The following is a 23,544-nucleotide window of genomic DNA, read 5'->3' as shown; positions in this document are numbered from 1 at the left end:
AAGGAGAGGTATGCAACCACTGCTCGATCAACTGAAGGGACTGGATGTGCTGGCAGGCGCCGAGATGGGCGGGCGGTCCGTGCAGCTGCAGCCCATTCCGGGCCACACGCCCGTGATCCAGGTGAGCATCGAGGGGCGCGACGAACTGCCGATCTTCGTCACGAGTTCGGACATGCAGATCATCTGCATCTGCTACCTCTGGGGCGAGGAAGAGGTGAAGCCCGGACGCCGCACCGAGCTGCTCGAATCGCTGCTCGACTTGAATCCTTCGGTTCCCTTGTCTTCCTTCGGCCGCGTCGATGGCCGCTATGTGCTCACCGGAGCGCTGGGCCGCGATGCCAGCGTTCAGGACATCGCACGCGAGGTTGCTGTGCTCAGCGACAACGCGCTCGATGCGCTCGACGCCCTTTCCGAATTCCTGAATTAAGCGGAGGTCCCATGACAGTCATCAAGAAGCTCGTCACCCTGCTGCGCGGCAGCGCGCGCGAAATCGGCGAGAGCGTGGTCGACAGCAACGCCACGCGCATCTACGAGCAGGAAATCATCGACGCCAAGCACAGCATCGAGAAGGCCAAGGGCGACCTCACGGGCGTGATGGCCAAGGAGATGCAGTCGGCCCGCGAGATCGAGCGGCTGAAGAACGAGGCCACGCGCTACGAGGGCCTCGCTCTCGAAGCGCTCAACAAGACGCAGGAGGGCCTGGCGCTCGACGTCGCGGCCAAGGTCGGCGCGCTCGAGCAGGAGCTGGAAGAGCAGGCCAAGGCCCACGCCTCGTACGCGCTGCAGGTGACCAAGCTCAAGGACCTGATCAAGTCCGCCGAGGCCCGCATCCGCGAGCACGAGCGCGAGATCGGCATCGCCAAGACCACCGAGAGCGTCTATCGCGCCACGCAGTCGATCTCCGAGAACATCGGCGCCGGCGGTTCGCGCCTGGCCAACGCGCGCGAGTCGCTGGAGCGCATCCGCGCGCGCCACGAAGACTTGTCCGACCGCATGACCGCCAGCAAGCAGCTGGAAGATGAATTCGGCCACGGCGCGCTCGAGAAGAAGCTGGCCGCCGCGGGCATCGGCGGCGACGCCGACCGTGCCAGCAAGGTGATGGAGCGCATCCGCGCCCGCCAGGCCAAGCCCGCAGGGCCCGAGGCGCAGTAGGCACCATGCGCGTCAAGCCGGTTCGCTGGCAAGGCTCGGACGAGGCGATACGCGCCGTCCAGGTCGCCTTCGACGTGGAAGAAGCCGTGCTCGAGGCCGTGCGCACAGCGGCCTTCAGGCAGCACGTCTCCACGTCCGACCAGATCCGGCAGGTGTTGGGCCTCGCCACTACCGCCAAGCCGAAACGGCCGCGCCTCACGGTGTCGCTGAGCGGCGCCGACTATGAATTCCTGGCGAAGCGCTACGGCCTCGCCGCAGACGACAGACTGGCCATCAAGGAGAGGGCCACGCGCGACCTGATTGCCTTCGCGGGCAAGCCGGCGGCAGCAACGAAGAAGAACACCGGCGGGAGGACGCCGGTACGCAGCAGCAGCAAGCAGAACAACTGACAACAACCCGCACGCGGGAGGATCAATGGGCGATTTCTTGGGAGCGGTGACGGGGTACCCGACCGCGATCTACACGGTGCTGCTCGGCGTCGTGGTGATCTACTGGGTGCTCGCGATGCTCGGCATGGTCGACATCGAACACAGCGGCCTCGATGTCGACGTCGGCGTGCACACGCATGCCGACGGCGACGCCAGCGACATCGGCCACCTTGCCAGCTACGTGGTGGCCCTGGGCCTGAACGGCGTGCCGTTCTCGGTGGCCGTGAGCCTGCTGGTGCTCGTCGCGTGGACCGTGTCCTGCCTCGGCGGCGAGTGGCTGCTGCCGCTGGTGCCCACCATGGCGCTGCAGCTGCTGGCCGGCACCGCGCTGCTGGTGGCCAGCGCGGTCATCGCCATTCCGATCACCGCCGTCGCGATTCGTCCGCTGCGCGGCCTCTTCGTGAGCCACACGGCCGTGAGCAACGCTGCGCTCGTGGGCCAGCTCTGCCGCGTCGTGACCGGCGTGGTCAACGAGAAGGACGGCCGCGCCGAGGTCGCGCGGCGTGGCGCCAGCCTGAACATCCGCGTCTGGGCTCCCACGCCCAATACGCTCAAGCGCGGTTCGCAGGCGCTGATCGTCGAGTACGACGAGGTGGCCGCGCGCTACCTCATCGCCGCGCACGACGACCACCCGGCCTGAGTGCGCGCGCCACGAGGCGCGCCGCACACCAGGCCCTCACCCGTTTCGTTTCTTTCGCTCTCAAGCATTTCTGGAGAAAAAATGGAGCCCATCATCTTCGCCATCGTCATACTGGCCGTCGTCATCCTCGGCCTGTTCGCGATGTTCGCCAAGTTCTATCGCAAGATCGAGCAGGGCCACGCGCTCATCGTGAACACGTTGCGCGCGGAGCCCGAGGTGACCTTCACCGGGCGCATGGTCTATCCGATCATCCACAAGGCCGAGCTGATGGACATCTCGGTCAAGACCATCGAGATCGACCGCTCCGGCAACGAGGGCCTGATCTGCCGCGACAACATCCGCGCGGACATCAAGGTGAAGTTCTTCGTGCGCGTGAACAAGACGGCCGACGACGTGCTCAAGGTGGCGCAGGGCATCGGCTGCGCACGGGCCTCCAACCACGAGACGCTGGAAGAACTGTTCTCCGCCAAGTTTTCTGAGGCGCTGAAGACTGTGGGCAAGTCGATGGACTTCGTCGACCTCTACCAGGCGCGCGACAACTTCCGCGACCAGATCGTGAGCCAGATCGGCAACGACCTCTCGGGCTACGTGCTGGAAGACGCGGCCATCGACTTCCTCGAGCAGACGCCGCTGTCGGAACTCGACGCCAACAACATCCTCGACGCGCAGGGCATCAAGAAGATCACCGAGCTCACGGCGGTGGAGCACGTGCGCACCAACGAGCTGCGCCGCAATGAGGAAATGCAGATCAAGAAGAAGAACGTCGAGACGCAGGAAGCCCTGCTCGAACTGGAGCGCCAGCAGGCCGACGCCACCGCGCGCCAGCAGCGCGAAATTGCCAGCGTGCGTGCCCGCGAGGAAGCCGAGACGGCCAAGATCCAGGCCGAGGAGCGCACCAAGTCCGAGACCGCGCGCCTGCTGGCGGAGCAGTCGGTGTCGGTGCAGCAGGAGAACGTGCAGCGCGAGAAGGAAGTGGCCGAGAACAACCGCAAGCGCGCCGTGGCAGTCGAGGAAGAAAAGGTCATCCGCGCCCGCGACCTCGAAATTGTCGACCGCGAGAAGGAAGTGACACTGCAGCGCATAGAGAAGGACAAGGCCGTCGAAGTGCAGAAGAAGGCCATCGCCGACGTGATCCGCGAGCGCATCGTGGTCGAGCGCACGGTGGCCGAGCAGGAAGAGGCCATCAAGGAACTGCGCGTGGTCGCAGAGGCCGAGCGCACCAAGAAGTCGGTCGTCATCATGGCCGAGGGGCAAGCCGACGAGAAGATGGTGCTCGACCTGAAGGCAGCCGAGACGCAGGAAAAACGCGCCCGCCACAAGGCGGCCGAAGAACTCACGCTGGCCGATGCCAAGCTGAAGGTGGCCGAGCGCGAGGCCGAGTCGAAGAAGCGCGAGGCCGAGGGCGTCGAGGCCATCTCCGCCGCGCCGGGGCTGGCCGCCGCCAAGGTCGAGATCGCCACCGCGCAGGCCAAGCTCGCGAGCTTCGAGGCGGAAGCTTCGGGCAAGGAAAAGCTGGGCTTGGCCGACGTGCACGTGCGCCAGGCCGATGCCGATGCGATCCTCAAGGCCGGCCAGGCCGACGCGCAGGTGATCGAGGCTCGCTCGCAGGCCGAAGCCGCCGGCATGCGCGCCAAGTTCGAGGCCGAGGCTTCGGGCAAGGAAAAGCTCGGCCTCGCCGAGGTCAACGTGCGCACGGCCGATGCCGAGGCCACGCTCAAGTCGGGCCAGGCCGATGCGCAGGTCATCGAGGCGCGCTTCGGAGCCGAGGCCAAGGGCCTGCACGAGAAGTTCGAGGCCATGAAGGCCATGAGCCCCGAGACGCGCGATCACGAAGAGTTCCGCATGCGCCTGGAGAAGTCGCACATCGAGACCCTCAAGGGCATCGACGCGCAGACGTCCATCGCCAAGGAACAGGCCGAGGTGCTGGGCACCGCGCTGGCCAACGCCAAGATCGACATCGTGGGCGGGCAGGGCGACTACTTCGACAGCTTCGTGCGCTCGCTCTCCGTAGGCAAGGGCATCGACGGCGTCATCTCCAAGAGCAATGCGCTTCAGGTTGCCTTCAAGGACCAGCTCTCCGGCGAGCGCGACGTGGTGAAGGACCTGCGCGACATCGTCGGCGCGCTCGGCAGTTCGTCGGGCGAGGTGCAGAACCTCAGCGTGGCAGCGCTGATGAACAGGATCGCCAGCGACGGCAGCGAGAGCCAGAAGAGCGCGCTGCGCAACCTGGTTGCCACCTTCCGCAACGGTGCCGCCGGGGAAGTGGCGCGATGAACCCGAGCCTCACGTGCAGCTGCCCCGCGCACTCGCCGATGCGGCCGGTGGCGCTGGCCGAGGGCCTGCTCGCGGTGCAGTGCGACGACTGCCACGGCATGCTGATGGACATGGACGACTGGCGCGCCTGGAAGGCGGGCGACGCGAGCCGCGTGCCCCAGGCGGTCGACGACGAGGTCATCGAGGTGTTCGATGCCACGGCGGTGCGGCACTGCCCCGAATGCCAACGCCTGATGCAGCGCCTGCGCATGAGCGCGGGCCCCGACTTCCGCGTCGACCGCTGCGTGGCCTGCCAGAACCTCTGGTTCGACCAGGGCGAGTGGCGCGCCATCGTGAGCCGGGGCCTGGCCGGCCGGCTCGACGAGATGCTGTCCGACGGATGGCAGCGCCGCCTGCAGACCGAGGTGGTCCGCGAGGCCCGCGTTGCCGCGCTGCGCCGCCGCTACGGCGACGTATGCATCGACGAGCTGGACCGCATCCGCGCCTGGCTCGATACCCAGCCCCACCGCGACGAACTGCTCGCCTTGCTGCGCGCGGACTGACCGCGCCGATCTATGCAACCAACGGATGAAAAAGGCGCGCCGCCGGGCGGCACCGCCGAATCGCAGACCGAGGCGCTGGTGTCCGGCAGCGGCAGCTACGACCTGCTGAAGAAGCGGCTGGAGAACCAGGGCGAGGGCCTGCTGAAGAAGACGCAGGCGCTCAACGAGCAGCGGCTGGCAGAGTTCGGCCGCTCCGACCAGGCCCTGGTGCTGCGCACCCGCGCGCGCACCGAGAACAACGCCGTGGCACGCGACCTCGTGCGCATCGGCGACCTGCTGCTGTTCGGCTACAACGTGTTCATCGGCCTGCGCAAGGAAACCACGGTCGGCGACGTGTTCGGGCTGTACCGCCTGGTGTCTCCGGGCGAGGCCGGGCAGGGCGCCGACAGCGACGAGCTGCAGCCGGTGCCGCTGGCCGGCAGCTTCCTCGAAGATGCACGCTTCGCCTCCGACTTCCGCGAGCTGTACGCCTACTACAAGCAGGCCACGCTGCTGCAGCTGCGCGTGACGCAGGACAAGCTGCTCGCCTCCTTCCAGATCGGCCAGCAGCTCACCGACGTGCGCGTCTTCCGCTGGGCCATCGAGCGTGACGGCCGCATCCAGTACATCGACAACCGCGGCGAGCGCGACATCGCGCTGCCGCCCAGCCACGACTTCGAGTGGACGGTGGCCACGCGCGAAGACCACGTGGGCGGCAAGCACCCGCACGTCAACGTGCTCGACACCGTCTTCGTCGAAACGCTGGGCGGCGACCTCACGATCAAGATCGAGAACAACACCGAGACCGGGCTGGGCATCTACAGCGAGCCGGTGGAAGACCGCAGCCAGTCGCTCGCCGACGCCGAGATCGCGTGGGCGAAGCTCGGCATGCTGATCCTGCTGCGCGTGAAGCCCTACCGCGAGCAGGTCACGCGCTACCTGGTGTTCAACATCCGTACCCAGCAGGTCGAGCGCATCGACGCCATCGGCGGCTCCTGCGTGCAGCTGCCGGAAGACCACGGCATCATCTTCCCGGGCGGCTACTACCTGCAGTCGGGAGAGCACAAGCGCTTCGACCTGCCGGCCGAGACGGTCGAGAACCTGCGCTTCAAGCGCATGCTGCGCTCGCCCAACGGCGAAGACGTGGCCTACATCTTCTACGACCCCAGGCCCGGGCGCTACGCGCTCTTCAACTACAACCTGATCGAGAAGAAGCTCGCCACGCCGATCATCGCCAACGGATACGCACGCTTCGCCGACGGCCGCATCCTGGTGTTCCACGACAACGACAGCGAGCCGACGCGCGTGCACCCGATGCAGCTGTGGCAGACGCCGTTCGCCAGCGAGGAGCACGTGAGCGCGCAGCCGCCCGCCGCCGGCTTCTTCGGCAAGATCGGCAACGCCGAGCTGGTGCGCGGCGTGAGCGACCTGATGGGCATCGCCCGCGCAGTGCGCGAGCAGGCGCCGACCAAGGCGGCCTACGAGGACCTGATCCGCCAGTGCACCCGGGTGAGCGATGCCTACTTCTGGCTCGATGCACCCGAGGCCACCGGCCTCATGGCCGAGCTGCGCAGCATCGCCGAGGTGGCGCGCAGCACGCTGGCCGAGTTCGAGAAGGTCGACACCATCCGCCGCGAGACGGCCCGTGCGCTGGCCCGCGCGGAGGAAGAGCAGCGCGCGCTGCTGGTCGACATCGCCAGCACGCTCTGGCGCGCACCCGACGACTTCGTGAAGGCACTGGGCCGGCTGCGCGAACGCCGCGGCGCGCTGCAGATGCTCAAGGAGCTGCGCTACGCCGACCTGCCACGCATCGCCGCGATGGACGCCGCGCTCGAATCCGAGCAGCAGCGCATCGGCGAGCGAGCCATGCAGTTCCTGGCGGCCGACACGGCCTTCGCCGGCCAGCGCCAGGCGCTGGACAAGCTCGCGACCGAGCTGCCCAATCTCGCCACCTCGCCGGCGCTGGGGCAACTGCTCGCCACGCTCGACGAACAGGCAGCCGGGCTCGACCTGCTGACCGAGCAGCTGGGCAGCCTGCCGGGTGGCGATGCGGTCGTCCGCACCTCCATCCTCGACCGCATCTCGCTGATCTACGCCGACATCAACCGCATGCGCGCCGATGCGCGTGCGCGGCGCAAGTCGCTGGGCGCGACCGAGGCGAGGGCCGAGTTCGGCGCGCAGTTCAAGCTCTTCGGCCAGGCGGTCGAGAACGCGCTGGAGTTCGCCGACACGCCCGAGAAGTGCGACGACGCGCTCACCCGCCTGCTGGCGCAGCTGGAAGAAATCGAAGGCCGCTTCGCCGAGCAGGACGAGTTCCTCGGCGACATCGCCGAGAAGCGCGAGAACGTCTACGAGGCCCTGTCGGCCAGGCGCCAGACCCTGGTCGAGGCCCGCCAGCGCCGCGCGCAGGGCGTGATCGACGCGGCGGGGCGCATCCTCGACGGCATTCCGCGCCGCATCGCGCAGTTCGCCGAGCTGGGGCAGGTCCACAGCTACTTCGCCGCCGACCCGATGATCGGCAAGCTTCGCACGCTGATCGCCGACCTGCGCACGCTGGGCGCGGCGGTGCCGGCCGACGAACTCGACACCCGCCTGAAGACCGCCCGCGACCAGGCCCTGCGTGCCGTGCGAGACAAGCGCGAGCTGGTGAGCGAGGGCGGCGACACCCTGCGCCTGGGCCGCCACGCCTTCACCGTGCACCGCCAGCCGGTCGACCTGACGCTGGTGGCCCGCGAAGAGGGCATGGCCTACCAGGTGACGGGCACCGACTACCAGAGCCCGGTGGACGACGAGCGCCTGCGCGCGCTGCAGGCTTACTGGAGCCAGTCGCTGGTGTCCGAGACGCCCGAGTTGTCGCGCGCCGAGTACCTTGCCGGTCGCCTGCTCGAAGCCCTGCTCGAAGGCAAGGCCGAGCGCAGCTGGGCCGAAGTGCGCACGCTGCTGGCCGAAGACCCGCAGCATCCGCAGCTGCTCGAAATGGTCCGCCGCTTCGCCGCCGCCCGCTACCAGGAGGGCTACCAGAAAGGCATTCACGACGACGATGCGCTTCGTCTGCTGGCCGCGCTGGTCACCATGCAGGACCAGGCCGGGCTGCTGGCCTGGGGCCCGACCGAGCGCGCGCTGGCCTTGCTCTACTGGCAGCACGGCCATCTCATCGCGCACCGCGAGTCGCTGCTGCGCCGTGCGCGTGCGGCACTGCAGATGCAGGAGCTATTCGGGCGGCGCGACGCCCTCGACCAGCTCGAGGCTGACGTCGCCCGTTCGTTGGGCCATTTCGTGCGCGAGGTGCTGCCCGACCTGCTTCCGCCCACCGGGACGGAGGACGAAGACGAGCACGAATCCCGCAAGGCGCTCGTTGCCACGCTGTGCGACCAGTCGGCGGCCTACCTCGTGCGCGAGCTTGCGGCGCATGGCGGCGAGACCTGGGTGGTCGCGGGCGCGGGCGAAGACCTCGCCGCCGCGCTGCTGCGCGAGCTCGAACGCGGCCGCCGTCGCGAAGCCTGGCAGGCCGACCTCGACGCCGCACCGCCGGCCGAGCGCTGGAGGCTGGCGCGCGACTGGGTGCGCGCCTTTGCCGTGCATCAATCGCCGCAATCGGTCGACTGGGTGGACGACGCCGCCAGCGTGCTCGCCATGCCGCTGCAGCGCACCCGCGTCAACGTGGCGCTCGACCAGACGGTGGAAGGGCTGCGCGGCGAACATCCGCGCGTGGCCGAGGGCCGCCTGACGCTGAACCTCAACGACTTCTGGCGCCGCTTCCTCTTCCACACGCAGCACGCGGTGCCGGGCTTCGAGGCGCTGCACCGGCTGCGCCACGAACTCCTCGAAGGCGAGAAGGCGCGGCTCAAGCTGAGCCAGTTCCAGGCCAAGCCCCTTTCCACCTTCGTGCGCAACCAGCTGATCGACGAGCTGTACCTGCCCATCATCGGCGACAACCTCGCCAAGCAGATCGGCTCGGCGGGCGAGGGCAGCCGCACCGACCGCATGGGCCTGCTGCTGCTGATCTCGCCGCCGGGCTACGGCAAGACCACGCTCATGGAGTACGTGGCCGACCGGCTGGGCCTGATCTTCGTGCGCATCAACTGCCCGGCACTGGGCCACGGCGTGACGGCCATCGACCCGGCGAACGCGCCCAACAGCGCGGCGCGGCAGGAACTTGAGAAGCTCAACCTGGGCCTGGCCATGGGCAGCAACGTGATGCTGTACCTCGACGACATCCAGCACACGAGCCCCGAGTTCCTGCAGAAGTTCATCGCGCTGGCCGACGGCACCCGCCGCATCGAGGGCGTGTGGAACGGCGAGCCGCGCAGCTACGACATGCGCGGCAAGCGCTTCGCGGTGGTCATGGCGGGCAACCCGTACACCGAGTCGGGCGACGTGTTCAAGATCCCGGACATGCTGGCCAACCGCGCCGACATCTACAACCTCGGCGACGTGCTCTCGGGTCGTGAGGCGGCATTCGCGCTCTCGTACATCGAGAACAGCCTGACCTCGAACCCCACGCTGATGCCGCTGGCCTCGCGCGACCCCAAGGACGTGCAGCTTCTGGTGAAGATGGCACAGGGCCACGAGGTGCCGAGCAGCGCGTTGTCGCACGCGTACAGCGCGGTCGAGCTGGAGGAGATCAAGGCGCTGCTGCAGCGGCTCTTCCGTGCGCGCGACCTGCTGCTGAAGGTGAATCTCGCCTACATCGAGTCGGCCGCGCAGCAGGAGTCGTACCGCACCGCGCCGCCCTTCAAGTTGCAGGGCAGCTACCGCAACATGACCAAGCTCGCGGGCAAGATCACCGCGCTCATGCGCGACGACGAACTCGATGCGCTGCTGCGCGACCACTACCGCGGCGAGGCCCAGACGCTGACCACCGGGGCAGAGGAGAACCTGCTGCGCCTGGCCCAGCTCCTGGGCAGCCCGACGCCCGAGGAGGACGCGCGCTGGAAGGAGATCTGCGAGGAGTTCGTGCGCCAGCGCAAGCTGGGCGGGGCCGACGTGGATGGCAGCCAGCGCATCGCCAGCAGCATGCTCGATGTGGCGCGCGCGGTCGACGGGCTCAAGCCCGAACCCGTTGCGCCCGCGGAAGGGCCGAGCGAAGGCCAGCGACTGGCCGATGCCATGCTGCAGATCGCCGTGACTTATCGCGAGCTGATCCTGCCGCTGGTGACCGCCACCGAGCGCCGCCTGGAGCTGGACCGCTCCATCGCACAGAACATGGAGCGGCTGGCGGCGGAGGCGATGGCGACGCGTGCGCAGCCGAAGCGCACGCCCAGGCCGGACAACAAGGAGCAATGAGATGTCGGCCCTGCCCGCGACCACAGAAGCACCGTCCACGCTGCCCGCGTTGCTGGCTCAGCTCGACGACACCCTCGCCGATGCCCGCCTGAGCGACGACGAGCGCCGCGTGCTGGTCCACACGCTGCGCGAGGCCCAGCCGCCGGAAGACGGCCTGCGCCAGCTGCGCAACCGCGCCTTCGACCTGGTGCGTGCGCGCACCGCCGACCCCGAGCAGCTGGCTCTGCTGAAGTGGCTGGAGGGCGTGGTCCGTGCCATCGACACCGGCCGCTCGGCCGACGGCAGCGTGACCGTGCGCTCGCAGGCCTTCTTCAGCCCCGGCACGGCCTGCCTGCAGGCCATCAACCATCAGCTGCGCTCGGCCCGGCATTCCGTCGACCTGTGCGTGTTCACGCTGTCGGACGACCGCATCACGGCCGAGGTACTGGCCGCGCACCGGCGCGGCGTGTCGCTGCGCTGCATCTCCGACAACGACAAGGAGTTCGATGCCGGCAGCGACATCGGCCAGCTGCGCGCCGCCGGCATTCCGGTGGCGGTGGACCGGACAGAGGCGCACATGCACCACAAGTTCGCCATCTTCGACGGCGCCCGGCTGCTCAACGGCAGCTACAACTGGACGCGCAGCGCCTGCGAGTTCAACGAGGAGAACCTGGTGCTGACGAACGACCCTCAGCTCGTGCGGCGCTTCGCCGACGAGTTCGACAGCCTCTGGAAAGAACTGCAGGCCCCCCGATGAGCACCCGACGCATCGACTACGACTGGGAGCTGCCACCCGAGATGCAGCAGCGGCTGGGTGGCTCCAGCTACGGCGCACAGCGCGTCATTCACGAGCAGGGGCACCTGATGGTGATCCTGCACGAGCCGCCCGCGGGCACGGGGTCGGAGCGCAAGTCGGCGGTGTTCCTGCGCAAGCCTGACGGCACCTGGCTGCACAAGGGCAACAACCCGGGCGAGCGCCCCCTGGCCAAGCTGGTGGAGAACTACCGCGCGACCCTGGCCGCCTTCGAGGTCCGGCACGAGGCCGCCGAAAACTCGGAGGCCCTGTTCCAGATCCTCGGGCCGCTGATTCCGCTCTCGCGCGCAGCCTCGAACATGCAGGCCACCCTGCAGGCCGCGCGCGAGGCCGTGCCGGGGGACCCGATGATCACCGACCTGCGCGACCGCGCGGTCGAGATCGGACGCGGGCTCGAACTGCTGCTGGCGGACACCCGCATGTCGCTCGACTACAGGCTCGCGCACGCTGCCGAGCAGCAGGCGCGCGCGGCCAACGAAGTCAGCCGGGCGCAGCACAAGCTCAACACCATCGCTGCGCTGACATTCCCGCTGATGGCCATCGGCGCGGCCTTCGGCATGAACCTGCACAGCGGCGTCGAGAACCTGCCGGGCTGGGTGTACTGGGCGATCTTCGGCGCGGGGCTCTTCATGGGCGTGCTGCTGCGCGGATGGGTGAAGGCGCCCGATGCACCTGCGCCACCGGCCGCCGCCGGATCGGGCATCTCGAAGAGAAAGTAGGGCGGGCAACGCCGCCGTCAGCCGGGTCCTTCGCGTTTCGCGAAGGACTGCTGCCGCCAAAGCAATTCCGCATTCCGCGATCCGTTCCTAGAGTCGGGGCCAGCCCAACAAAGGAGACGGACGCGGACATGAATGCACTCGAAGGCCTGAAGGTGCTGGAACTCGGCCAGCTCATCGCCGGCCCCTTCGCCGGCAAGACGCTGGCGGAGTTCGGCGCCGACGTGATCAAGGTCGAGCCGGCCGGCGTCGGCGACCCGCTGCGCAAGTGGCGGCTGTTGCGCGACAACGGTACCTCGGCGTGGTGGGAGGTCCAGTCGCGCAACAAGCGCTCGGTGTGCCTGGACCTGCGCAGCCCCGAGGGACAGGAGGCCGTGCGCGCACTGGCACTCGAAGCCGACGTGCTGATCGAGAACTTCAAGCCCGGCACGCTCGAAGGCTGGGGCCTGGGCTGGGAGGCGCTGCATGCGCTGAACCCCCGGCTCATCATGCTGCGCATCTCGGGCTACGGGCAGACCGGGCCCTACCGCGACAAGCCCGGCTTCGGTGTGCTCGGCGAATCGATGGGTGGGCTGCGCTACCTGAGCGGCGAGCCGGGCCGTGTGCCGGTGCGCGTGGGGGTGTCTCTGGGAGACACGCTGGCGGCGCTGCACGGCGTGATCGGCGTGCTGACCGCGCTGCACCATCGCACCGCCCATGGCGGCGAGGGCCAGTTCATCGACGTGGCGCTCTACGAGTCGGTGTTCAACGTGATGGAAAGCCTGCTGCCAGAGTACGACGCCTTCGGTGCCGTGCGCGAGCGCGCCGGCAGCGCGCTTCCCGGCATCGCGCCGACCAACGCCTACCGCTGCGAGGACGGGCAGTACGTGCTGGTGGCCGGCAACGGCGACAGCATCTTCCGCCGGCTGATGCGCGCCATCGGCCGCGAGGACCTGGAGAACGACCCCGGGCTGGTGCACAACGACGGCCGCGTGCAGCGCGTGGAGGAGATCGACGCCGCCATCGAGGCATGGACGCTGCATCGCAGCCGCGACGAGGTGCTGGCCGCGCTCGATGCGGCGGGCGTGCCGGTCGGGCGCATCTACACGGTGGCCGACATCGCGAGCGACCCGCAGTACCTAGCGCGCGAAATGATCGTGGAGGTACCGACCTCGGACGGCAGCACGCTGAAGGTGCCGGGCGTGGTGCCCAAGCTCAGCGCCACGCCGGGGCGCATCGCGCACCCCGCGCCACGGCTGGGAGAGCATGACGGCGATCTGCGCGCTGCTGGATGGCCCGCGCGGCGCGCGGAAGGAGTTGCGGCATGAAGGCGGGCAACGGCACGCGGCTGTTCGTCAACGAGGTCGCGACGCGCGACGGCTTCCAGATGGAGAGCCGCTTCATCCCGACGGAGGACAAGATCGCGCTGGTCGACCGGCTCAGCGGCCTGGGCTACGCGAAGATCGAAGTCACGTCGTTCACCTCGGCGAAGGCGATTCCCGCACTGCGCGATGGCGAGGAGGTGATGAATCGCATCGCCCGCCGGCCAGGCCTGGTCTACACCGCGCTGGTGCCAAACCTGCGAGGGGCGGAGCGCGCGCTGGAGAGCCGCATCGACGAGTTCAATATCGTCATGTCGGTGAGCGAGATGCACAACCTCGCCAACCTGCGCATGACGAGGGAGCAGTCGTTCGCGCAGCTGGCCGGCGTCATCGCGTTGGCGAAGAAGGCCGGGGTGCCGGTGAACGTGTCGCTGTCGTGCGTGTTCGGTTGCCCGATGGAAGGCGAAGTGCCGCTCGCGACGGTGCAAGGCTGGATCGACCGCTTCGCCGCGCTCGAGGTGCAGGGCATCACGCTGTGCGACACGACGGGCATGGCCTATCCGACGCAGGTGCGGGAGGTCTGCGAAGCCGTGCTGGCGAGCCACCAGGCGCTGGATTGGACGGCCCACTTCCACAACACGCGCGGCATGGGCCTCGTGAATACCGTGGCGGCGGTGGAGGCCGGCATCCGCCGGCTCGACATGTCGCTCGGAGGCATCGGCGGCTGCCCCTACGCGCCGGGTGCGACAGGCAATGTGGCGACCGAGGACGTGGTCCACATGCTGCAGTGCATGGGCTATGACACCGGCATGCACCTGGAGGGCCTGATCGCCGCTGCGGCGGAACTGGAAGCGCTGGTGCGGCACGAGCTGCCGGCCCAGGTCTCGCGCGCCGGCCACCGGCTGACGCGGCATGCGCCCCCGCCGGACTTCGACGACATCGTCATCCGCGCCCGGGAGCGCGGGCAAGCGCACAAGGAGCTGCAACCATGATCGACCACCTGGACCACCTCGTGCTGACTACCTCGCACGAGGAAGCCTGCATCCGCTTCTATGTCGACGTGATGGGCATGTCGCTGGAGAGCTTCGGCGCCGGCCGCAAGGCCTTTCGCTTCGGCAACCAGAAGATCAACCTGCATGTGAAGGGCCACGAGTTCGAGCCCAAGGCGCAGCTGCCGACGCCCGGCTCGCTGGACCTGTGCTTCATCGCCAGCGCGCCGCTCGACGAGGTCGTCGCGCGGCTTGGCGAGAAGGGCGTGCCGATCCTCGAAGGGCCGGTGATGCGCACGGGAGCCACCTCGCGCATCCGTTCGGTCTATGTGCGCGACCCCGACCAGAACCTGATCGAGATCTCGGAGCTGTCGCCCTGAGGCGAAGCCCCAAGAACAGCCAGCAATACAAAACCACCGGAGACAAAACCATGAAACCCATCCACCGCCTTCTCGCGGTCGGCCTCGTGCTGTCCGCTTCGGCCGCAACCGCCGCGGACGCCTGGCCCTCGAAACCGATCACCATGGTCGTGCCGACCGCGCCGGCCGGCTCGACCGACATCATGGCGCGGCTGGTCGGCGACCCGCTGCAGCGCGCGCTGGGCCAGCCTGTCGTCATCGACAACAAGCCCGGCGCCAGCGGCAACATCGGCACCGAGTTCGTGGCGCGCGCCGCGCCCGACGGCTACACGCTGCTGATGCAGTACTCGGGCTACCACGTCGGCAATCCCTCGCTCTACCCGAACATCCGGTGGAGCCCCACGAAGGACTTCGTGCCGGTGGCGATGGTGATGCGCGCGCCGCACGTGGTCGCGGTGAGCGGCAAGCTGCCGGTGAAGTCGATGAAGGAACTCATCGAGTACGGCAAGAAGAAGGAGGGCGGGCTCTTCTTCGCGTCCTCGGGCAACGGCTCGATCCAGCACATCGCGGGCGAGCTGCTGTCGCGGCAGACGAAACAGGCGATGACGCACGTGCCTTACAAGGGCTCGGGGCCGGCGATCAACGACCTGATCTCGGGCAACGTCGACATGTTCATCACCACGCCGCCCTCGGTCATCGGCCATTTCGCGGGTGGGCGCATCAAGCCGCTGGCGTACACGGGCAGCAAGCGGCATCCGTCGATGCCCGACGTGCCGACCTCGGCCGAGGCGGGACTGCCGGGCTACGAGGTGGAATCGTGGTTCGCGGTGTTCGCGCCGGCGAAGACGCCGCCCGAGGTCGTCAACAGGCTCAGCGCGGAACTCCGCAAGATCGTGGAGAGCGAAGCCTTCCGCAGGAAGGTGGACGAGCAGGGCGCCTTCGCGACCTACATGGACCCGCCGACGCTGGCGAAATTCGTCGACCAGGAGTTGGCTGCATGGTCGAAGGTGATCAAGTCGGCTGACATCAAGCCCGATTGATCGGGCCTTGTGGTGCCGGTGCCCTCCGCCCGGCCTGCCACGGATACGACCGGCTACAGCTTGACGTTGATGATCGACAGGATGATCGCGGAGAGCGTCATCGCGACCGGCAGCTTCCGCACGGCGAGCGCATGGGCGCGGGCGACGGAAGCCTGCGTCTGAAGCAGAAGGCTGCGTTCGGAATGGATGGGTGTGGACATTTCGGACTCCTGTGTGGTTGCGGGCTTGTTGCCCTTGATGGCCTCCACGATAGGCTTCGCAGCCTGCCGTGGCGCGGGCGTTTCGAGGACACGGCGTTTCCGTTTTCGCAACGATCCGTCGGCGTTCGGCCGGAACTTCAGGCTGTTTCTGCGGATCGGCGACGCTTCGTGTGGCGCGAGAATCCGGCGCCGACAACCGATGAAAGCAGACAGAAATAGATGACGAGCAAGAAGGCGGCGCTCCGGCCGCAGATACGCCGCGCCACCCCCGACGACTCGACCCCATGGCCGCTGCTGCTGGCCGCCGATGGCCCGCGCGCAGAGATCCGCAAGTACCTGTCGCGCGGCGAACTCTGGCTGGCGGAAGCTGCCGGCCGGGCCGTCGGCCAGATGGTGCTGCTCGAAACCCGCATCGGCACCTGGGAGATCATGAACATCGCGGTGAGCGCCGATCTGCGCGGCCAGGGTGTGGGCACAGCGCTGCTGCGCAAGGCTAAGGCGCTGGCCGTGGAACGGGGCGCACACCTGCTCGAAGTCGGCACGGGCAACAGCAGCCTGCGCGAGCTGGCCTTCTACCAGCGCTTCGGCTTCCGCATCGCCGGGGTGGATCGCGACTTCTTCGTGCGCCGCGCAGCCGGCGGCAGGCTGCAGAAGCAGGACGGCATCGTGCTGCGCGACATGGTGCGCCTGCGCATCGAGCTCGCCGATTAACCGGCGATCAGCTTCTGCACCAGCTCGGCCGTGGTCGCGGCCGCGTACTTGCGCATCAGCCTGGCCCGGTGCAGTTCCACCGTGCGGTGGCTGATGCCCAGCGCCTTGCCGATCTCCTTCGAAGTCAGCCCGCGCATCACCTGCGCGGCCACCTCGCGCTCGCGTGGCGTGAGCTCTGCCTTCACGGCGCGGCGCGAGCCCAGGTCCTCGAAGGTCCAGATGCCGGCCTCGTGCGGGGCGGCGCGGTTCATGGCGTGGCCGGTGACGTGGCACCAGAAGGTTTCGCCGGCGATGGCGCCGTGCAGCCCGCCGAGCCGCTTCATCATGCGGTTGTCGGCGTAGTGCCCGCTGGCATTCAGAAAGGGCTCCATGCGCTTGCCGATGCGCTCGAACTCGGCCACGCTGGGGTAGAGGATGCTGAACGAATGCCCGACCAGCGCGGAGGGCGTTGCGCCGAAGATCTCGCAGACGCGCAGGTTGCACGCCACGATGGTGCGGTTGCTCGACACCACCATGCCGACGGGGGCGTGTTCAAAGGCCAGCCGGTAATCGATCTCGGGCATCGGGGGTCACCATTACGAAATACTACGTATGCGGGTACGTAGTATCGTTCAGGCCTCTTCCTCCGGCTTTTTTCCTGCTTCCACCTCTCTCATTCATCCATCAAGGAGCACGAGTGAACAAGATTTTTCCCACCGCTGACGCGGCACTCAAGGGAGTCGTCGCCGACGGGCAGATGCTCACGGTCGGCGGCTTCGGCCTCTGCGGCATTCCTGAAGCGCTGATCGACGCGCTCAAGGACTCCGGCGTGCAGAACCTCACCGTCATCTCCAACAACGCGGGCGTCGACGGTTTCGGCCTCGGCAAGCTGCTGGAGACGCGCCAGATCAAGAAGATGATCGCGTCCTACGTCGGCGAGAACAAGGAGTTCGAGCGCCAGTACCTCGCGGGCGAACTGGCCCTCGAGTTCACGCCGCAGGGCACGCTGGCCGAGAAGCTGCGCGCCGGCGGCGCCGGCATTCCGGCCTTCTTCACCAAGACCGGCGTGGGCACCCAGGTTGCCGAAGGCAAGGAGCTGCGCGAGTTCGACGGCGAAACCTACGTCATGGAACGCTCGCTGGTGCCCGACGTGGCGCTGGTGAAGGCCGACGTGGCCGACAAGTCGGGCAACCTGCGCTTCCGCCTCACGGCGCGCAACTTCAACCCGGCTGCCGCCATGGCCGGCAAGATCTGCATCGTCGAAGTCGAGAAGATCGTCGAGGTGGGCGAGCTGGCCCCCGACGACATCCACCTGCCAGGCATCTACGTGCACCGCATCGTGCTCAACGCGAACCCCGAGAAGCGCATCGAGAAGCGCACCGTGAGCGCATCGGTCGATGCCGCCGCCGCGAAGGTCGAGGCCCAGACCGCCATCGCCGCTGCTGCCGCCGCAGGCAGCGAAGTGCCCGCCAAGGTCGTCAACAAGAAAGAAGGAGCCTGAGATGCCCTGGACCCAAGACCAGATGGCGGCCCGCGCCGCGCAAGAACTCGAAGACGGCTTCTACGTCAACCTCGGCATCGGCATCCCGACGCTGGTGGCCAACCACACCGGCGACAAGGAAGTGTGGCTGCAGAGCGAGAACGGCATGCTCGGCATCGGCCCGTTCCCCACCGAAGACCAGGTCGACGCCGACCTCATCAACGCCGGCAAGCAGACCGTCACCACGCTGCCGGGCTCGGCCATCTTCGGCAGCCATGACAGCTTCGCGATGATCCGCGGCGGCAAGATCAACCTGTCGATCCTGGGCGCGATGCAGGTCAGCACCAAGGGCGACCTCGCCAACTGGATGATCCCCGGCAAGATGGTCAAGGGCATGGGCGGCGCCATGGACCTCGTGGCCGGCGTGAAGCGCGTGATCGTGCTGATGGAGCACGTCGCGAAGAAGAAGGACGGCACCGAGGACCTGAAGATCCTCGAGAAGTGCACCCTGCCGCTGACCGGCGTGGGCGTGGTCGACCGCATCATCACCGACCTGGCCGTGATGGACGTGGCGCCCGAGGGCCTGAAGGTCGTCGAGCTGGCGCCTGGCGTCACCTTCGACGCGCTGCAGGCCAAGACGGGCGCCAAGCTGATCCAGTAAAGACGGCATCGACCCGACAGCACGCAAGGGGCCGCTTTCGCGGCCCTTTCCCGTTGGGGTGAGACACTGGGCGCATGGCTTACCTCGACCTCGAAAACCTGCGCACCGTTTTTCTCGACGACGAGGCGCTGCGCGTGCGGCGCCTGCAGCGGCAGTCCTGCGGGTCGCTCCAGGTCACGAGCGGCCGCATCGTGGCGTGCGATCCGCTGGTGCAGCCGGAACGACCCCCTTTCGTGCGCAGCGTTTCCGGCCGGGGCGCTTTCCCTGCCGAGTTGCTTCAACACGAAGGCCGGCATGCGCTCGCGGTGCTCTGGCTGCGTGATCGCCGCGGACTGCAGCCCGCGGACCTGCACTGGGAACCCGCGCTGCTCGATGGCCAGTCGCAGAATGAGTTGGGCGACGACGAGTTCTATGGCTACCCGGTCGACGCCGGCGTCGGCTGCTTCATGGATGCCGACTGCGCGGCCGCCATCGCCGAGCGCGAGGCGCGCGAATCGTCGGCCAACCCCGACTACGGCAGCTACTACGACGACGTGCTCGACGAAGAACTTGGCAGCAAGGACATGGCCGACCACTACCCGCTGGGCGAGGGCAGCGCGAACAACGTGCTGATCTTCAGCTCGGGCTGGGGTGACGGCAGCTATCCGAGCTTCTGGGCGCTCGACGCCGCCCGCGAGCCGGTGGCGCTGGTGACCGACTTCATGACGATGCAAGGCGGCGATGCGCGCAGCGAGGACGACAAGCGAGACGATGCCTACCTGGCGAGCCTGTCGCCCGAAAGGCTCGCGGCCCTCGAAGCCCTCGGAGCCGCGGCGATCAAGGGCGACGCGGCCGCGATCCGGCCTTTGCTCGACGGCGGGCTCGCGGGGGCCAACGACATCGTTCCGTCGCTCGGCGAGACCGCGCTCTTCAGTGCGATCCGCATGAACCAGCTCGAAGCCTTGCGCGTGCTGCTGGGCAGCGCGCCGTGCCCCGCCATGCCCGAGCATCTGCGCATCGAAGGCAAGGCGGAAAGCTACTCGGCCTTTGCGCGATGGCTCAAGAAGCCGCGCGTGCCGGGGCTGGTCGAGCTGCTCGAACAGGCTGAGGCCGCTGCGGCTGCTGAACCTGCAGGGGGCAAGAGTCTCTGGAAGCGCCTCTTTTCCTGAGCGTCAGGCCCCCAGCGCCGCCCGCACCTTGTCTCCCAACCCCCGCAGCCGCTCCACCGGCTCGTTGGAAAACACGAAGCGCAGGTACTGCGCACTGTGCGTCTCTCCCCAGCCCTTCATCGCGGTGGCGCAGACGCGGTGCGCCAGCAGGCGTTCCGACAGCGTCTGCCCGTCGATGCCGAAGTCGCTGGTGCGCAGCAGCAGCGACCAGCCGCCGCCGGGTACGCCCACCGGCAGGCCCTTGAGCTCGTCGAGCACGGTGTCGCGCCGTCGCTCCAGTTCGGCCACGTAGGACGCGAGCGTGTGCGCCGATTGCTCCAGCGCAGTCGCCACCGCGTCCTGCGCGATGCCCACCGGCACCACCACGTTGGCGAGCGACACGGCCACGAGGTCGGGCATGTAGCTCTCGGGCGCCACGGTCCAGCCGACGCGCCAGCCGATCATGCGCAACTCTTTGGCGGATGAGCCCACGGTGATGGTGCGTTCGGCCATGCCGGGCAGGCCCGCGGGGTGGATGACCTTGCGGCCGTCGTACAGCAGGCGCTCCATCGCGGTGTCGAGGATCAGCGTGAGGTCGTGCTGCACGCACAGCGCGGCGATGGCGCGCCAGTCTTCCTCGTCGAAGCAGCCGCCCGAGGGCATCGAGGGCGACATCAGCAGCATGGTGCGCACGCGCGGGCCGATGGCGGCCTGCAGCGCCTCGCGGTCGAGCTTCCATTCGCCGCCGGGCGTGAACCTGAAGGGCACGTACTTCGGCGTGCCGCCCGCAAGGCGGATGCGGTTGAGCAGGCCGGCGTAGGTCGGGTCGGTCACCAGCACCTCGTCGCCGACCTCGACGGTGGCGAGCAGCGCGTTGAGGATGCCCGAGAGGCCGCCGGCCGAGATCACGCAGTTGCGCGCGCCGCTGTATTCCACGCCCGAGAGCGCCGACACATGCCGCGCCGCCACGTCGCGCAGGCGCGACTGGCCTACGAAGGGCAGGTAGCTGTTGTCCGGGTCGAACGATGCCGCGTGCACGGTGCGCGCGACGGCCTCGGGGTCGGGCGGGATGTCGACGTCGAGGTTCTCCAGCCGCAGGAAGGAGGGGCCGTCGGCGTCGTCGGCGATCGCGCCCATGCGGTCGACGCCGATGCCGGCGATGTGTTCGAGGCGGGCGGGGCGGTGGCGTGGCATGGGCGTGTCTCCAGGCTCCGTGTAGGGGATTGCGTTGCTCGTTACGGGGGTGGTGGCTTGCGCGGGCGGGCCGGGCGCTGCGGCGGGCCGCTTGCGCCATTTTCTTCGCCGGGCGGCTGCAGGAGCAACAGCGGCTGCTGCTCCTGCACCGTCTCGCGCAGGAAGTTCCACACCGCCTGCATGCGCGCGAGGTGCTTGGTCTCCGCCGGCATCGACATCCAGAAGGTGCGCGTGAAGTTCGCCTGCCCCGGCAGCACGGGGCGCAGCGCGGTGTCGTGCTCGGCGATGAAGGCCGGCAGCACCGCGATGCCCGCGCCCGCCGCCACCGCGCTGTGCTGTGCGAGCACGCTGGTGCTGCGCAGCGCGAAGGCGTCGGGGCGGTGCAACTCGTCGAGGTACTGCAGCTCCTTGCTGAAGAGCAGGTCGTCCACGTAGCTGATGAAAGTGTGGCCGCGCAGGTCCTCGCGTGTGCGGATGGGCTTGTGCGCCGACAGGTACTGCTTCGACGCGTACAGGCGCAGCGTGTAGTCGGTGAGCTTGGCGACCACCACCGGCCCGCGCGCCGGGCGTTCGAGCGAGATCACGATGTCGGCCTCGCGCCGCGACAGGTGCACCAGCCGCGGCATGGCCAGCAGGTCGATGGTGAGCTTCGGGTGCCGCACCGCGAACAGCGCGAGCTGCGGCGCCAGCACCACCGTGCCGAAGCCCTCGGTGGCGCCGATGCGCACCAGCCCCGAAAGGCCTTCCTGCGAGGCCGGAGCGGTGCTTTCCACAGCCTGGAACGCACTCTCCATCGCCTCGACCTGCGGCTGCAGCCGGCGGCCCGCCTCGGTGAGCCGGTGGCCGCCCGATTCGCGCGAGAACAGTGGCGCCCCGACTTCCTTCTCGAGCGCCTGGATGCGGCGCGCCACCGTGGTGTGGTCGACCTCCAGCCGGCGTGCCGCGCTCATCAGCGTGCCGGAGCGGGCCAGCTCCAGGAAGTACCGCAGGTTGTCCCAATCCATGTGCTTTCGTGCCTCGGGTGGTCTCGAATGGAAGGCTCTGCATTTTTGCAAAGTCGCCGCGCAATTTTGTCTATTGTCATGGCAAATCTGCAAAGCTAGGATGCGTCACCGCCCCGGCTCGTCCGGCGCCGCTTTCACAGGATTCACAGGAGACAAACCCCATGGACGCCACCACCACGCCCTCGACCCAGGTCGCCACCGTCAAGCTGCTGATCGGCGGCAAGCTGGTCGAATCGAAGACCACCGAATGGCGTGACGTCGTCAACCCCGCCACGCAGGAAGTGCTGGCGCGCGTGCCCTTCGCCACGCAGGCAGAGCTCGACGCGGCAGTCGCTTCCGCCAAGGAGGCCTTCAAGACCTGGCGCAAGACGCCCATCGGCGCCCGCGCGCGCATCTTCCTCAAGCTGCAGCAGCTCATTCGCGAGAACATGGGCGAACTCGCCGCGATCCTCACGGCCGAGCAGGGCAAGACGCTGCCCGACGCGGAAGGCGATGTGTTCCGCGGCCTCGAAGTGGTCGAGCACGCATCGAACATCGGCAACCTGCAACTGGGCGAGCTGGCCAACAACGTGGCCAACGGCGTCGACACCTACACGCTGCTGCAGCCGCTGGGCGTGTGCGCCGGCGTCACGCCGTTCAACTTCCCGGCCATGATTCCGCTGTGGATGTTCCCGATGGCCATCGTCACCGGCAACACCTTCGTGCTGAAACCCTCCGAGCAGGACCCGATGGTCACCATGCGCCTGTGCGAGCTGGCGCTCGAAGCCGGTGTTCCGCCCGGCGTGCTGAACGTGGTGCATGGCGGTGAAGCCATCGTCAATGGCATCTGCGACCACAAGGACATCAAGGCGATCAGCTTCGTGGGCTCCACCAAGGTCGGCACGCACGTCTACAACCGCGCCACGCTGGCCGGCAAGCGTGTGCAATGCATGATGGGTGCGAAGAACCACGCCATCGTGATGCCCGACGCCAACAAGGAGCAGACGCTCAACGCACTGGCCGGCGCCAGTTTCGGCGCCGCGGGCCAGCGCTGCATGGCGGTGTCGGTGGCGGTGCTGGTGGGCGAGGCGCGCAACTGGGTGCCCGAACTCATCGAGAAGGCGAAGACGCTGAAGGTCGGCGCCGGCGTCGACAAGGGCGTGGACGTGGGCCCGCTGGTCTCCTGCGCCGCTTACGACCGCGTGAACAGCCTCATCGAACGCGGCGAAGCCGACGGCGCCAAGCTGGTGCTCGACGGCCGCAAGCCCACGGTGCCCGGCTACGAGAAGGGCAACTTCGTCGGCCCGACGATCTTCACCGGCGTGAAGCCCGGCATGACCATCTACGACCAGGAAATCTTCGGCCCCGTGCTGTGCATCGCCGACGCCGAGAACATCGACGAGGCCATCGACCTGATCAACAGCAACCCGAACGGCAACGGCACCGCGATCTTCACGCAGTCGGGTGCCGCGGCGCGCCGCTTCCAGGAAGACATCGACGTGGGCCAGGTGGGCATCAACGTGCCGATCCCGGTGCCGGTTCCGATGTTCTCGTTCACCGGCTCGCGCGCGTCGAAGCTCGGCGACTTGGGCCCCTACGGCAAGCAGGTGGTGCTGTTCTATACGCAGACCAAGACGGTGACGGCTCGCTGGTTCGACGACAGCACCGTCTCGCACGGCGTGAACACGACCATCAGCCTCAAATAAGAAG

At 68.2% G+C, this 23,544-nt stretch carries 22 protein-coding genes; 18 read left to right on the top strand and 4 right to left on the bottom strand.

Features of this window, described 5'->3' with window-relative positions; translation table 11 throughout:
* Nucleotides 1-10: 10 nt before the first annotated feature.
* The 13 genes from ABL844_RS19805 (at nucleotide 11) to ABL844_RS19745 (ending at nucleotide 15,499) form a co-directional block, all read left to right on the top strand.
* Complete coding sequence (locus tag ABL844_RS19805; RefSeq protein ID WP_418128627.1) at nucleotides 11-427, top strand: YjfI family protein; 417 nt, start codon at nucleotides 11-13, stop codon at nucleotides 425-427.
* Nucleotides 428-438: 11 nt separating this feature from the next.
* Nucleotides 439-1,152: a PspA/IM30 family protein gene (locus ABL844_RS19800; protein WP_418128626.1), complete on the top strand. Its 714-nt coding sequence runs from the start codon at nucleotides 439-441 to the stop codon at nucleotides 1,150-1,152.
* A gap of 5 nt (nucleotides 1,153-1,157) precedes the next feature.
* Nucleotides 1,158-1,541: a hypothetical protein gene (locus ABL844_RS19795; RefSeq protein ID WP_418128624.1), complete on the top strand. Its 384-nt coding sequence runs from the start codon at nucleotides 1,158-1,160 to the stop codon at nucleotides 1,539-1,541.
* A gap of 25 nt (nucleotides 1,542-1,566) precedes the next feature.
* Nucleotides 1,567-2,220, top strand: a complete 654-nt coding sequence (locus tag ABL844_RS19790; RefSeq protein WP_418128623.1) for a ubiquinone biosynthesis protein — start codon at nucleotides 1,567-1,569, stop codon at nucleotides 2,218-2,220.
* 81 nt (nucleotides 2,221-2,301) lie between these two features.
* On the top strand, nucleotides 2,302-4,494 hold the full coding sequence (locus ABL844_RS19785) for a hypothetical protein (RefSeq protein ID WP_184636951.1): 2,193 nt from the start codon (nucleotides 2,302-2,304) through the stop codon (nucleotides 4,492-4,494).
* Nucleotides 4,491-5,036 (top strand): zf-TFIIB domain-containing protein, encoded by a 546-nt coding sequence (locus ABL844_RS19780; RefSeq protein ID WP_126021949.1) that lies wholly within the window; start codon nucleotides 4,491-4,493, stop codon nucleotides 5,034-5,036. Before ABL844_RS19785 ends, ABL844_RS19780 begins: the two co-directional genes overlap by 4 nt.
* Nucleotides 5,037-5,048: 12 nt before the next feature.
* Nucleotides 5,049-10,301: a DNA repair ATPase gene (locus tag ABL844_RS19775; protein WP_418128621.1), complete on the top strand. Its 5,253-nt coding sequence runs from the start codon at nucleotides 5,049-5,051 to the stop codon at nucleotides 10,299-10,301.
* 1 nt (nucleotide 10,302) lies between these two features.
* The gene (locus ABL844_RS19770) at nucleotides 10,303-11,037 is read left to right on the top strand and encodes a phospholipase D-like domain-containing protein (protein WP_369661780.1); all 735 of its coding nucleotides are present in this window, start codon (nucleotides 10,303-10,305) and stop codon (nucleotides 11,035-11,037) included.
* Complete coding sequence (locus tag ABL844_RS19765) at nucleotides 11,034-11,813, top strand: hypothetical protein (protein WP_418128619.1); 780 nt, start codon at nucleotides 11,034-11,036, stop codon at nucleotides 11,811-11,813. The genes ABL844_RS19770 and ABL844_RS19765 overlap by 4 nt, the downstream gene beginning before the upstream one ends.
* A gap of 128 nt (nucleotides 11,814-11,941) precedes the next feature.
* On the top strand, nucleotides 11,942-13,117 hold the full coding sequence (locus tag ABL844_RS19760) for a CaiB/BaiF CoA transferase family protein (RefSeq protein WP_418128618.1): 1,176 nt from the start codon (nucleotides 11,942-11,944) through the stop codon (nucleotides 13,115-13,117).
* Entirely contained in the window at nucleotides 13,114-14,103 is a 990-nt protein-coding gene (locus ABL844_RS19755; RefSeq protein ID WP_418128616.1) for a hydroxymethylglutaryl-CoA lyase, read from the top strand. Before ABL844_RS19760 ends, ABL844_RS19755 begins: the two co-directional genes overlap by 4 nt.
* Complete coding sequence (locus tag ABL844_RS19750; RefSeq protein ID WP_418128615.1) at nucleotides 14,100-14,480, top strand: VOC family protein; 381 nt, start codon at nucleotides 14,100-14,102, stop codon at nucleotides 14,478-14,480. Before ABL844_RS19755 ends, ABL844_RS19750 begins: the two co-directional genes overlap by 4 nt.
* Before the next feature lie 50 nt (nucleotides 14,481-14,530).
* Nucleotides 14,531-15,499, top strand: a complete 969-nt coding sequence (locus ABL844_RS19745; RefSeq protein ID WP_418128613.1) for a Bug family tripartite tricarboxylate transporter substrate binding protein — start codon at nucleotides 14,531-14,533, stop codon at nucleotides 15,497-15,499.
* Between the two features lie 53 nt (nucleotides 15,500-15,552).
* Here the strand turns inward: ABL844_RS19745 and ABL844_RS19740 are convergent, their stop codons facing one another.
* Nucleotides 15,553-15,699 carry a hypothetical protein gene (locus ABL844_RS19740; RefSeq protein ID WP_301509455.1) on the bottom strand — a complete coding sequence of 49 codons (147 nt, stop codon included), beginning with the start codon at nucleotides 15,697-15,699 and terminating at the stop codon, nucleotides 15,553-15,555.
* A 219-nt stretch (nucleotides 15,700-15,918) separates the two neighbouring features.
* Here ABL844_RS19740 and ABL844_RS19735 point away from each other — a divergent pair, with 219 nt between their 5' ends.
* Nucleotides 15,919-16,410, top strand: coding sequence for a GNAT family N-acetyltransferase (locus ABL844_RS19735; RefSeq protein WP_418116868.1), 492 nt, complete (start codon nucleotides 15,919-15,921; stop codon nucleotides 16,408-16,410).
* On the opposite strand, the gene ABL844_RS19730 is transcribed toward ABL844_RS19735, so the two are convergent.
* Nucleotides 16,407-16,973, bottom strand: coding sequence for a LuxR C-terminal-related transcriptional regulator (locus ABL844_RS19730; protein ID WP_126021958.1), 567 nt, complete (start codon nucleotides 16,971-16,973; stop codon nucleotides 16,407-16,409). The genes ABL844_RS19735 and ABL844_RS19730 overlap by 4 nt on opposite strands.
* 113 nt (nucleotides 16,974-17,086) lie before the next feature.
* On the opposite strand from ABL844_RS19730, the gene ABL844_RS19725 reads away from it, so the two are divergent.
* The 3 genes from ABL844_RS19725 (at nucleotide 17,087) to ABL844_RS19715 (ending at nucleotide 19,678) form a co-directional block, all read left to right on the top strand.
* Nucleotides 17,087-17,890, top strand: coding sequence for a CoA transferase subunit A (locus ABL844_RS19725; protein ID WP_418128612.1), 804 nt, complete (start codon nucleotides 17,087-17,089; stop codon nucleotides 17,888-17,890).
* 1 nt (nucleotide 17,891) lies between these two features.
* Nucleotides 17,892-18,530 (top strand): 3-oxoacid CoA-transferase subunit B, encoded by a 639-nt coding sequence (locus ABL844_RS19720; RefSeq protein WP_126021960.1) that lies wholly within the window; start codon nucleotides 17,892-17,894, stop codon nucleotides 18,528-18,530.
* 74 nt (nucleotides 18,531-18,604) lie between these two features.
* On the top strand, nucleotides 18,605-19,678 hold the full coding sequence (locus ABL844_RS19715; protein ID WP_418128610.1) for a DUF4241 domain-containing protein: 1,074 nt from the start codon (nucleotides 18,605-18,607) through the stop codon (nucleotides 19,676-19,678).
* 3 nt (nucleotides 19,679-19,681) lie between these two features.
* Here the strand turns inward: ABL844_RS19715 and ABL844_RS19710 are convergent, their stop codons facing one another.
* Both ABL844_RS19710 and ABL844_RS19705 read right to left on the bottom strand, forming a co-directional pair.
* Nucleotides 19,682-20,851 carry a pyridoxal phosphate-dependent aminotransferase gene (locus ABL844_RS19710; protein WP_418128609.1) on the bottom strand — a complete coding sequence of 390 codons (1,170 nt, stop codon included), beginning with the start codon at nucleotides 20,849-20,851 and terminating at the stop codon, nucleotides 19,682-19,684.
* 41 nt (nucleotides 20,852-20,892) lie between these two features.
* Nucleotides 20,893-21,855 (bottom strand): LysR family transcriptional regulator, encoded by a 963-nt coding sequence (locus ABL844_RS19705; protein WP_184636976.1) that lies wholly within the window; start codon nucleotides 21,853-21,855, stop codon nucleotides 20,893-20,895.
* A gap of 161 nt (nucleotides 21,856-22,016) precedes the next feature.
* Here ABL844_RS19705 and ABL844_RS19700 point away from each other — a divergent pair, with 161 nt between their 5' ends.
* The gene (locus ABL844_RS19700; RefSeq protein WP_418128608.1) at nucleotides 22,017-23,540 is read left to right on the top strand and encodes a CoA-acylating methylmalonate-semialdehyde dehydrogenase; all 1,524 of its coding nucleotides are present in this window, start codon (nucleotides 22,017-22,019) and stop codon (nucleotides 23,538-23,540) included.
* Nucleotides 23,541-23,544: the final 4 nt, after the last annotated feature.

Origin of the sequence: Variovorax sp. 278MFTsu5.1, assembly GCF_048305045.1 — a bacterium.
Lineage (GTDB): Bacteria > Pseudomonadota > Gammaproteobacteria > Burkholderiales > Burkholderiaceae_C > Variovorax > Variovorax guangxiensis.
This window is presented reverse-complemented; position numbering and strand designations above follow the sequence as displayed.

Excerpts from the sequence above, each read along its gene's own strand:
- ABL844_RS19790 (WP_418128623.1), top strand. The coding sequence starts at position 1,567 with ATGGGCGATTTCTTGGGAGCGGTGACGGGGTACCCGACCGCGATCTAC.
- ABL844_RS19755 (WP_418128616.1), top strand. The coding sequence starts at position 13,114 with ATGAAGGCGGGCAACGGCACGCGGCTGTTCGTCAACGAGGTCGCGACG.
- ABL844_RS19745 (WP_418128613.1), top strand. The coding sequence starts at position 14,531 with ATGAAACCCATCCACCGCCTTCTCGCGGTCGGCCTCGTGCTGTCCGCT.
- ABL844_RS19710 (WP_418128609.1), bottom strand. The coding sequence starts at position 20,851 with ATGCCACGCCACCGCCCCGCCCGCCTCGAACACATCGCCGGCATCGGC.
- ABL844_RS19735 (WP_418116868.1), top strand. The coding sequence starts at position 15,919 with ATGACGAGCAAGAAGGCGGCGCTCCGGCCGCAGATACGCCGCGCCACC.
- ABL844_RS19715 (WP_418128610.1), top strand. The coding sequence starts at position 18,605 with ATGGCTTACCTCGACCTCGAAAACCTGCGCACCGTTTTTCTCGACGAC.
- ABL844_RS19795 (WP_418128624.1), top strand. The coding sequence starts at position 1,158 with ATGCGCGTCAAGCCGGTTCGCTGGCAAGGCTCGGACGAGGCGATACGC.
- ABL844_RS19730 (WP_126021958.1), bottom strand. The coding sequence starts at position 16,973 with ATGCCCGAGATCGATTACCGGCTGGCCTTTGAACACGCCCCCGTCGGC.
- ABL844_RS19770 (WP_369661780.1), top strand. The coding sequence starts at position 10,303 with ATGTCGGCCCTGCCCGCGACCACAGAAGCACCGTCCACGCTGCCCGCG.
- ABL844_RS19780 (WP_126021949.1), top strand. The coding sequence starts at position 4,491 with ATGAACCCGAGCCTCACGTGCAGCTGCCCCGCGCACTCGCCGATGCGG.
- ABL844_RS19800 (WP_418128626.1), top strand. The coding sequence starts at position 439 with ATGACAGTCATCAAGAAGCTCGTCACCCTGCTGCGCGGCAGCGCGCGC.
- ABL844_RS19765 (WP_418128619.1), top strand. The coding sequence starts at position 11,034 with ATGAGCACCCGACGCATCGACTACGACTGGGAGCTGCCACCCGAGATG.
- ABL844_RS19740 (WP_301509455.1), bottom strand. The coding sequence starts at position 15,699 with ATGTCCACACCCATCCATTCCGAACGCAGCCTTCTGCTTCAGACGCAG.
- ABL844_RS19785 (WP_184636951.1), top strand. The coding sequence starts at position 2,302 with ATGGAGCCCATCATCTTCGCCATCGTCATACTGGCCGTCGTCATCCTC.
- ABL844_RS19760 (WP_418128618.1), top strand. The coding sequence starts at position 11,942 with ATGAATGCACTCGAAGGCCTGAAGGTGCTGGAACTCGGCCAGCTCATC.
- ABL844_RS19700 (WP_418128608.1), top strand. The coding sequence starts at position 22,017 with ATGGACGCCACCACCACGCCCTCGACCCAGGTCGCCACCGTCAAGCTG.
- ABL844_RS19750 (WP_418128615.1), top strand. The coding sequence starts at position 14,100 with ATGATCGACCACCTGGACCACCTCGTGCTGACTACCTCGCACGAGGAA.
- ABL844_RS19720 (WP_126021960.1), top strand. The coding sequence starts at position 17,892 with ATGCCCTGGACCCAAGACCAGATGGCGGCCCGCGCCGCGCAAGAACTC.
- ABL844_RS19775 (WP_418128621.1), top strand. The coding sequence starts at position 5,049 with ATGCAACCAACGGATGAAAAAGGCGCGCCGCCGGGCGGCACCGCCGAA.
- ABL844_RS19705 (WP_184636976.1), bottom strand. The coding sequence starts at position 21,855 with ATGGATTGGGACAACCTGCGGTACTTCCTGGAGCTGGCCCGCTCCGGC.
- ABL844_RS19805 (WP_418128627.1), top strand. The coding sequence starts at position 11 with ATGCAACCACTGCTCGATCAACTGAAGGGACTGGATGTGCTGGCAGGC.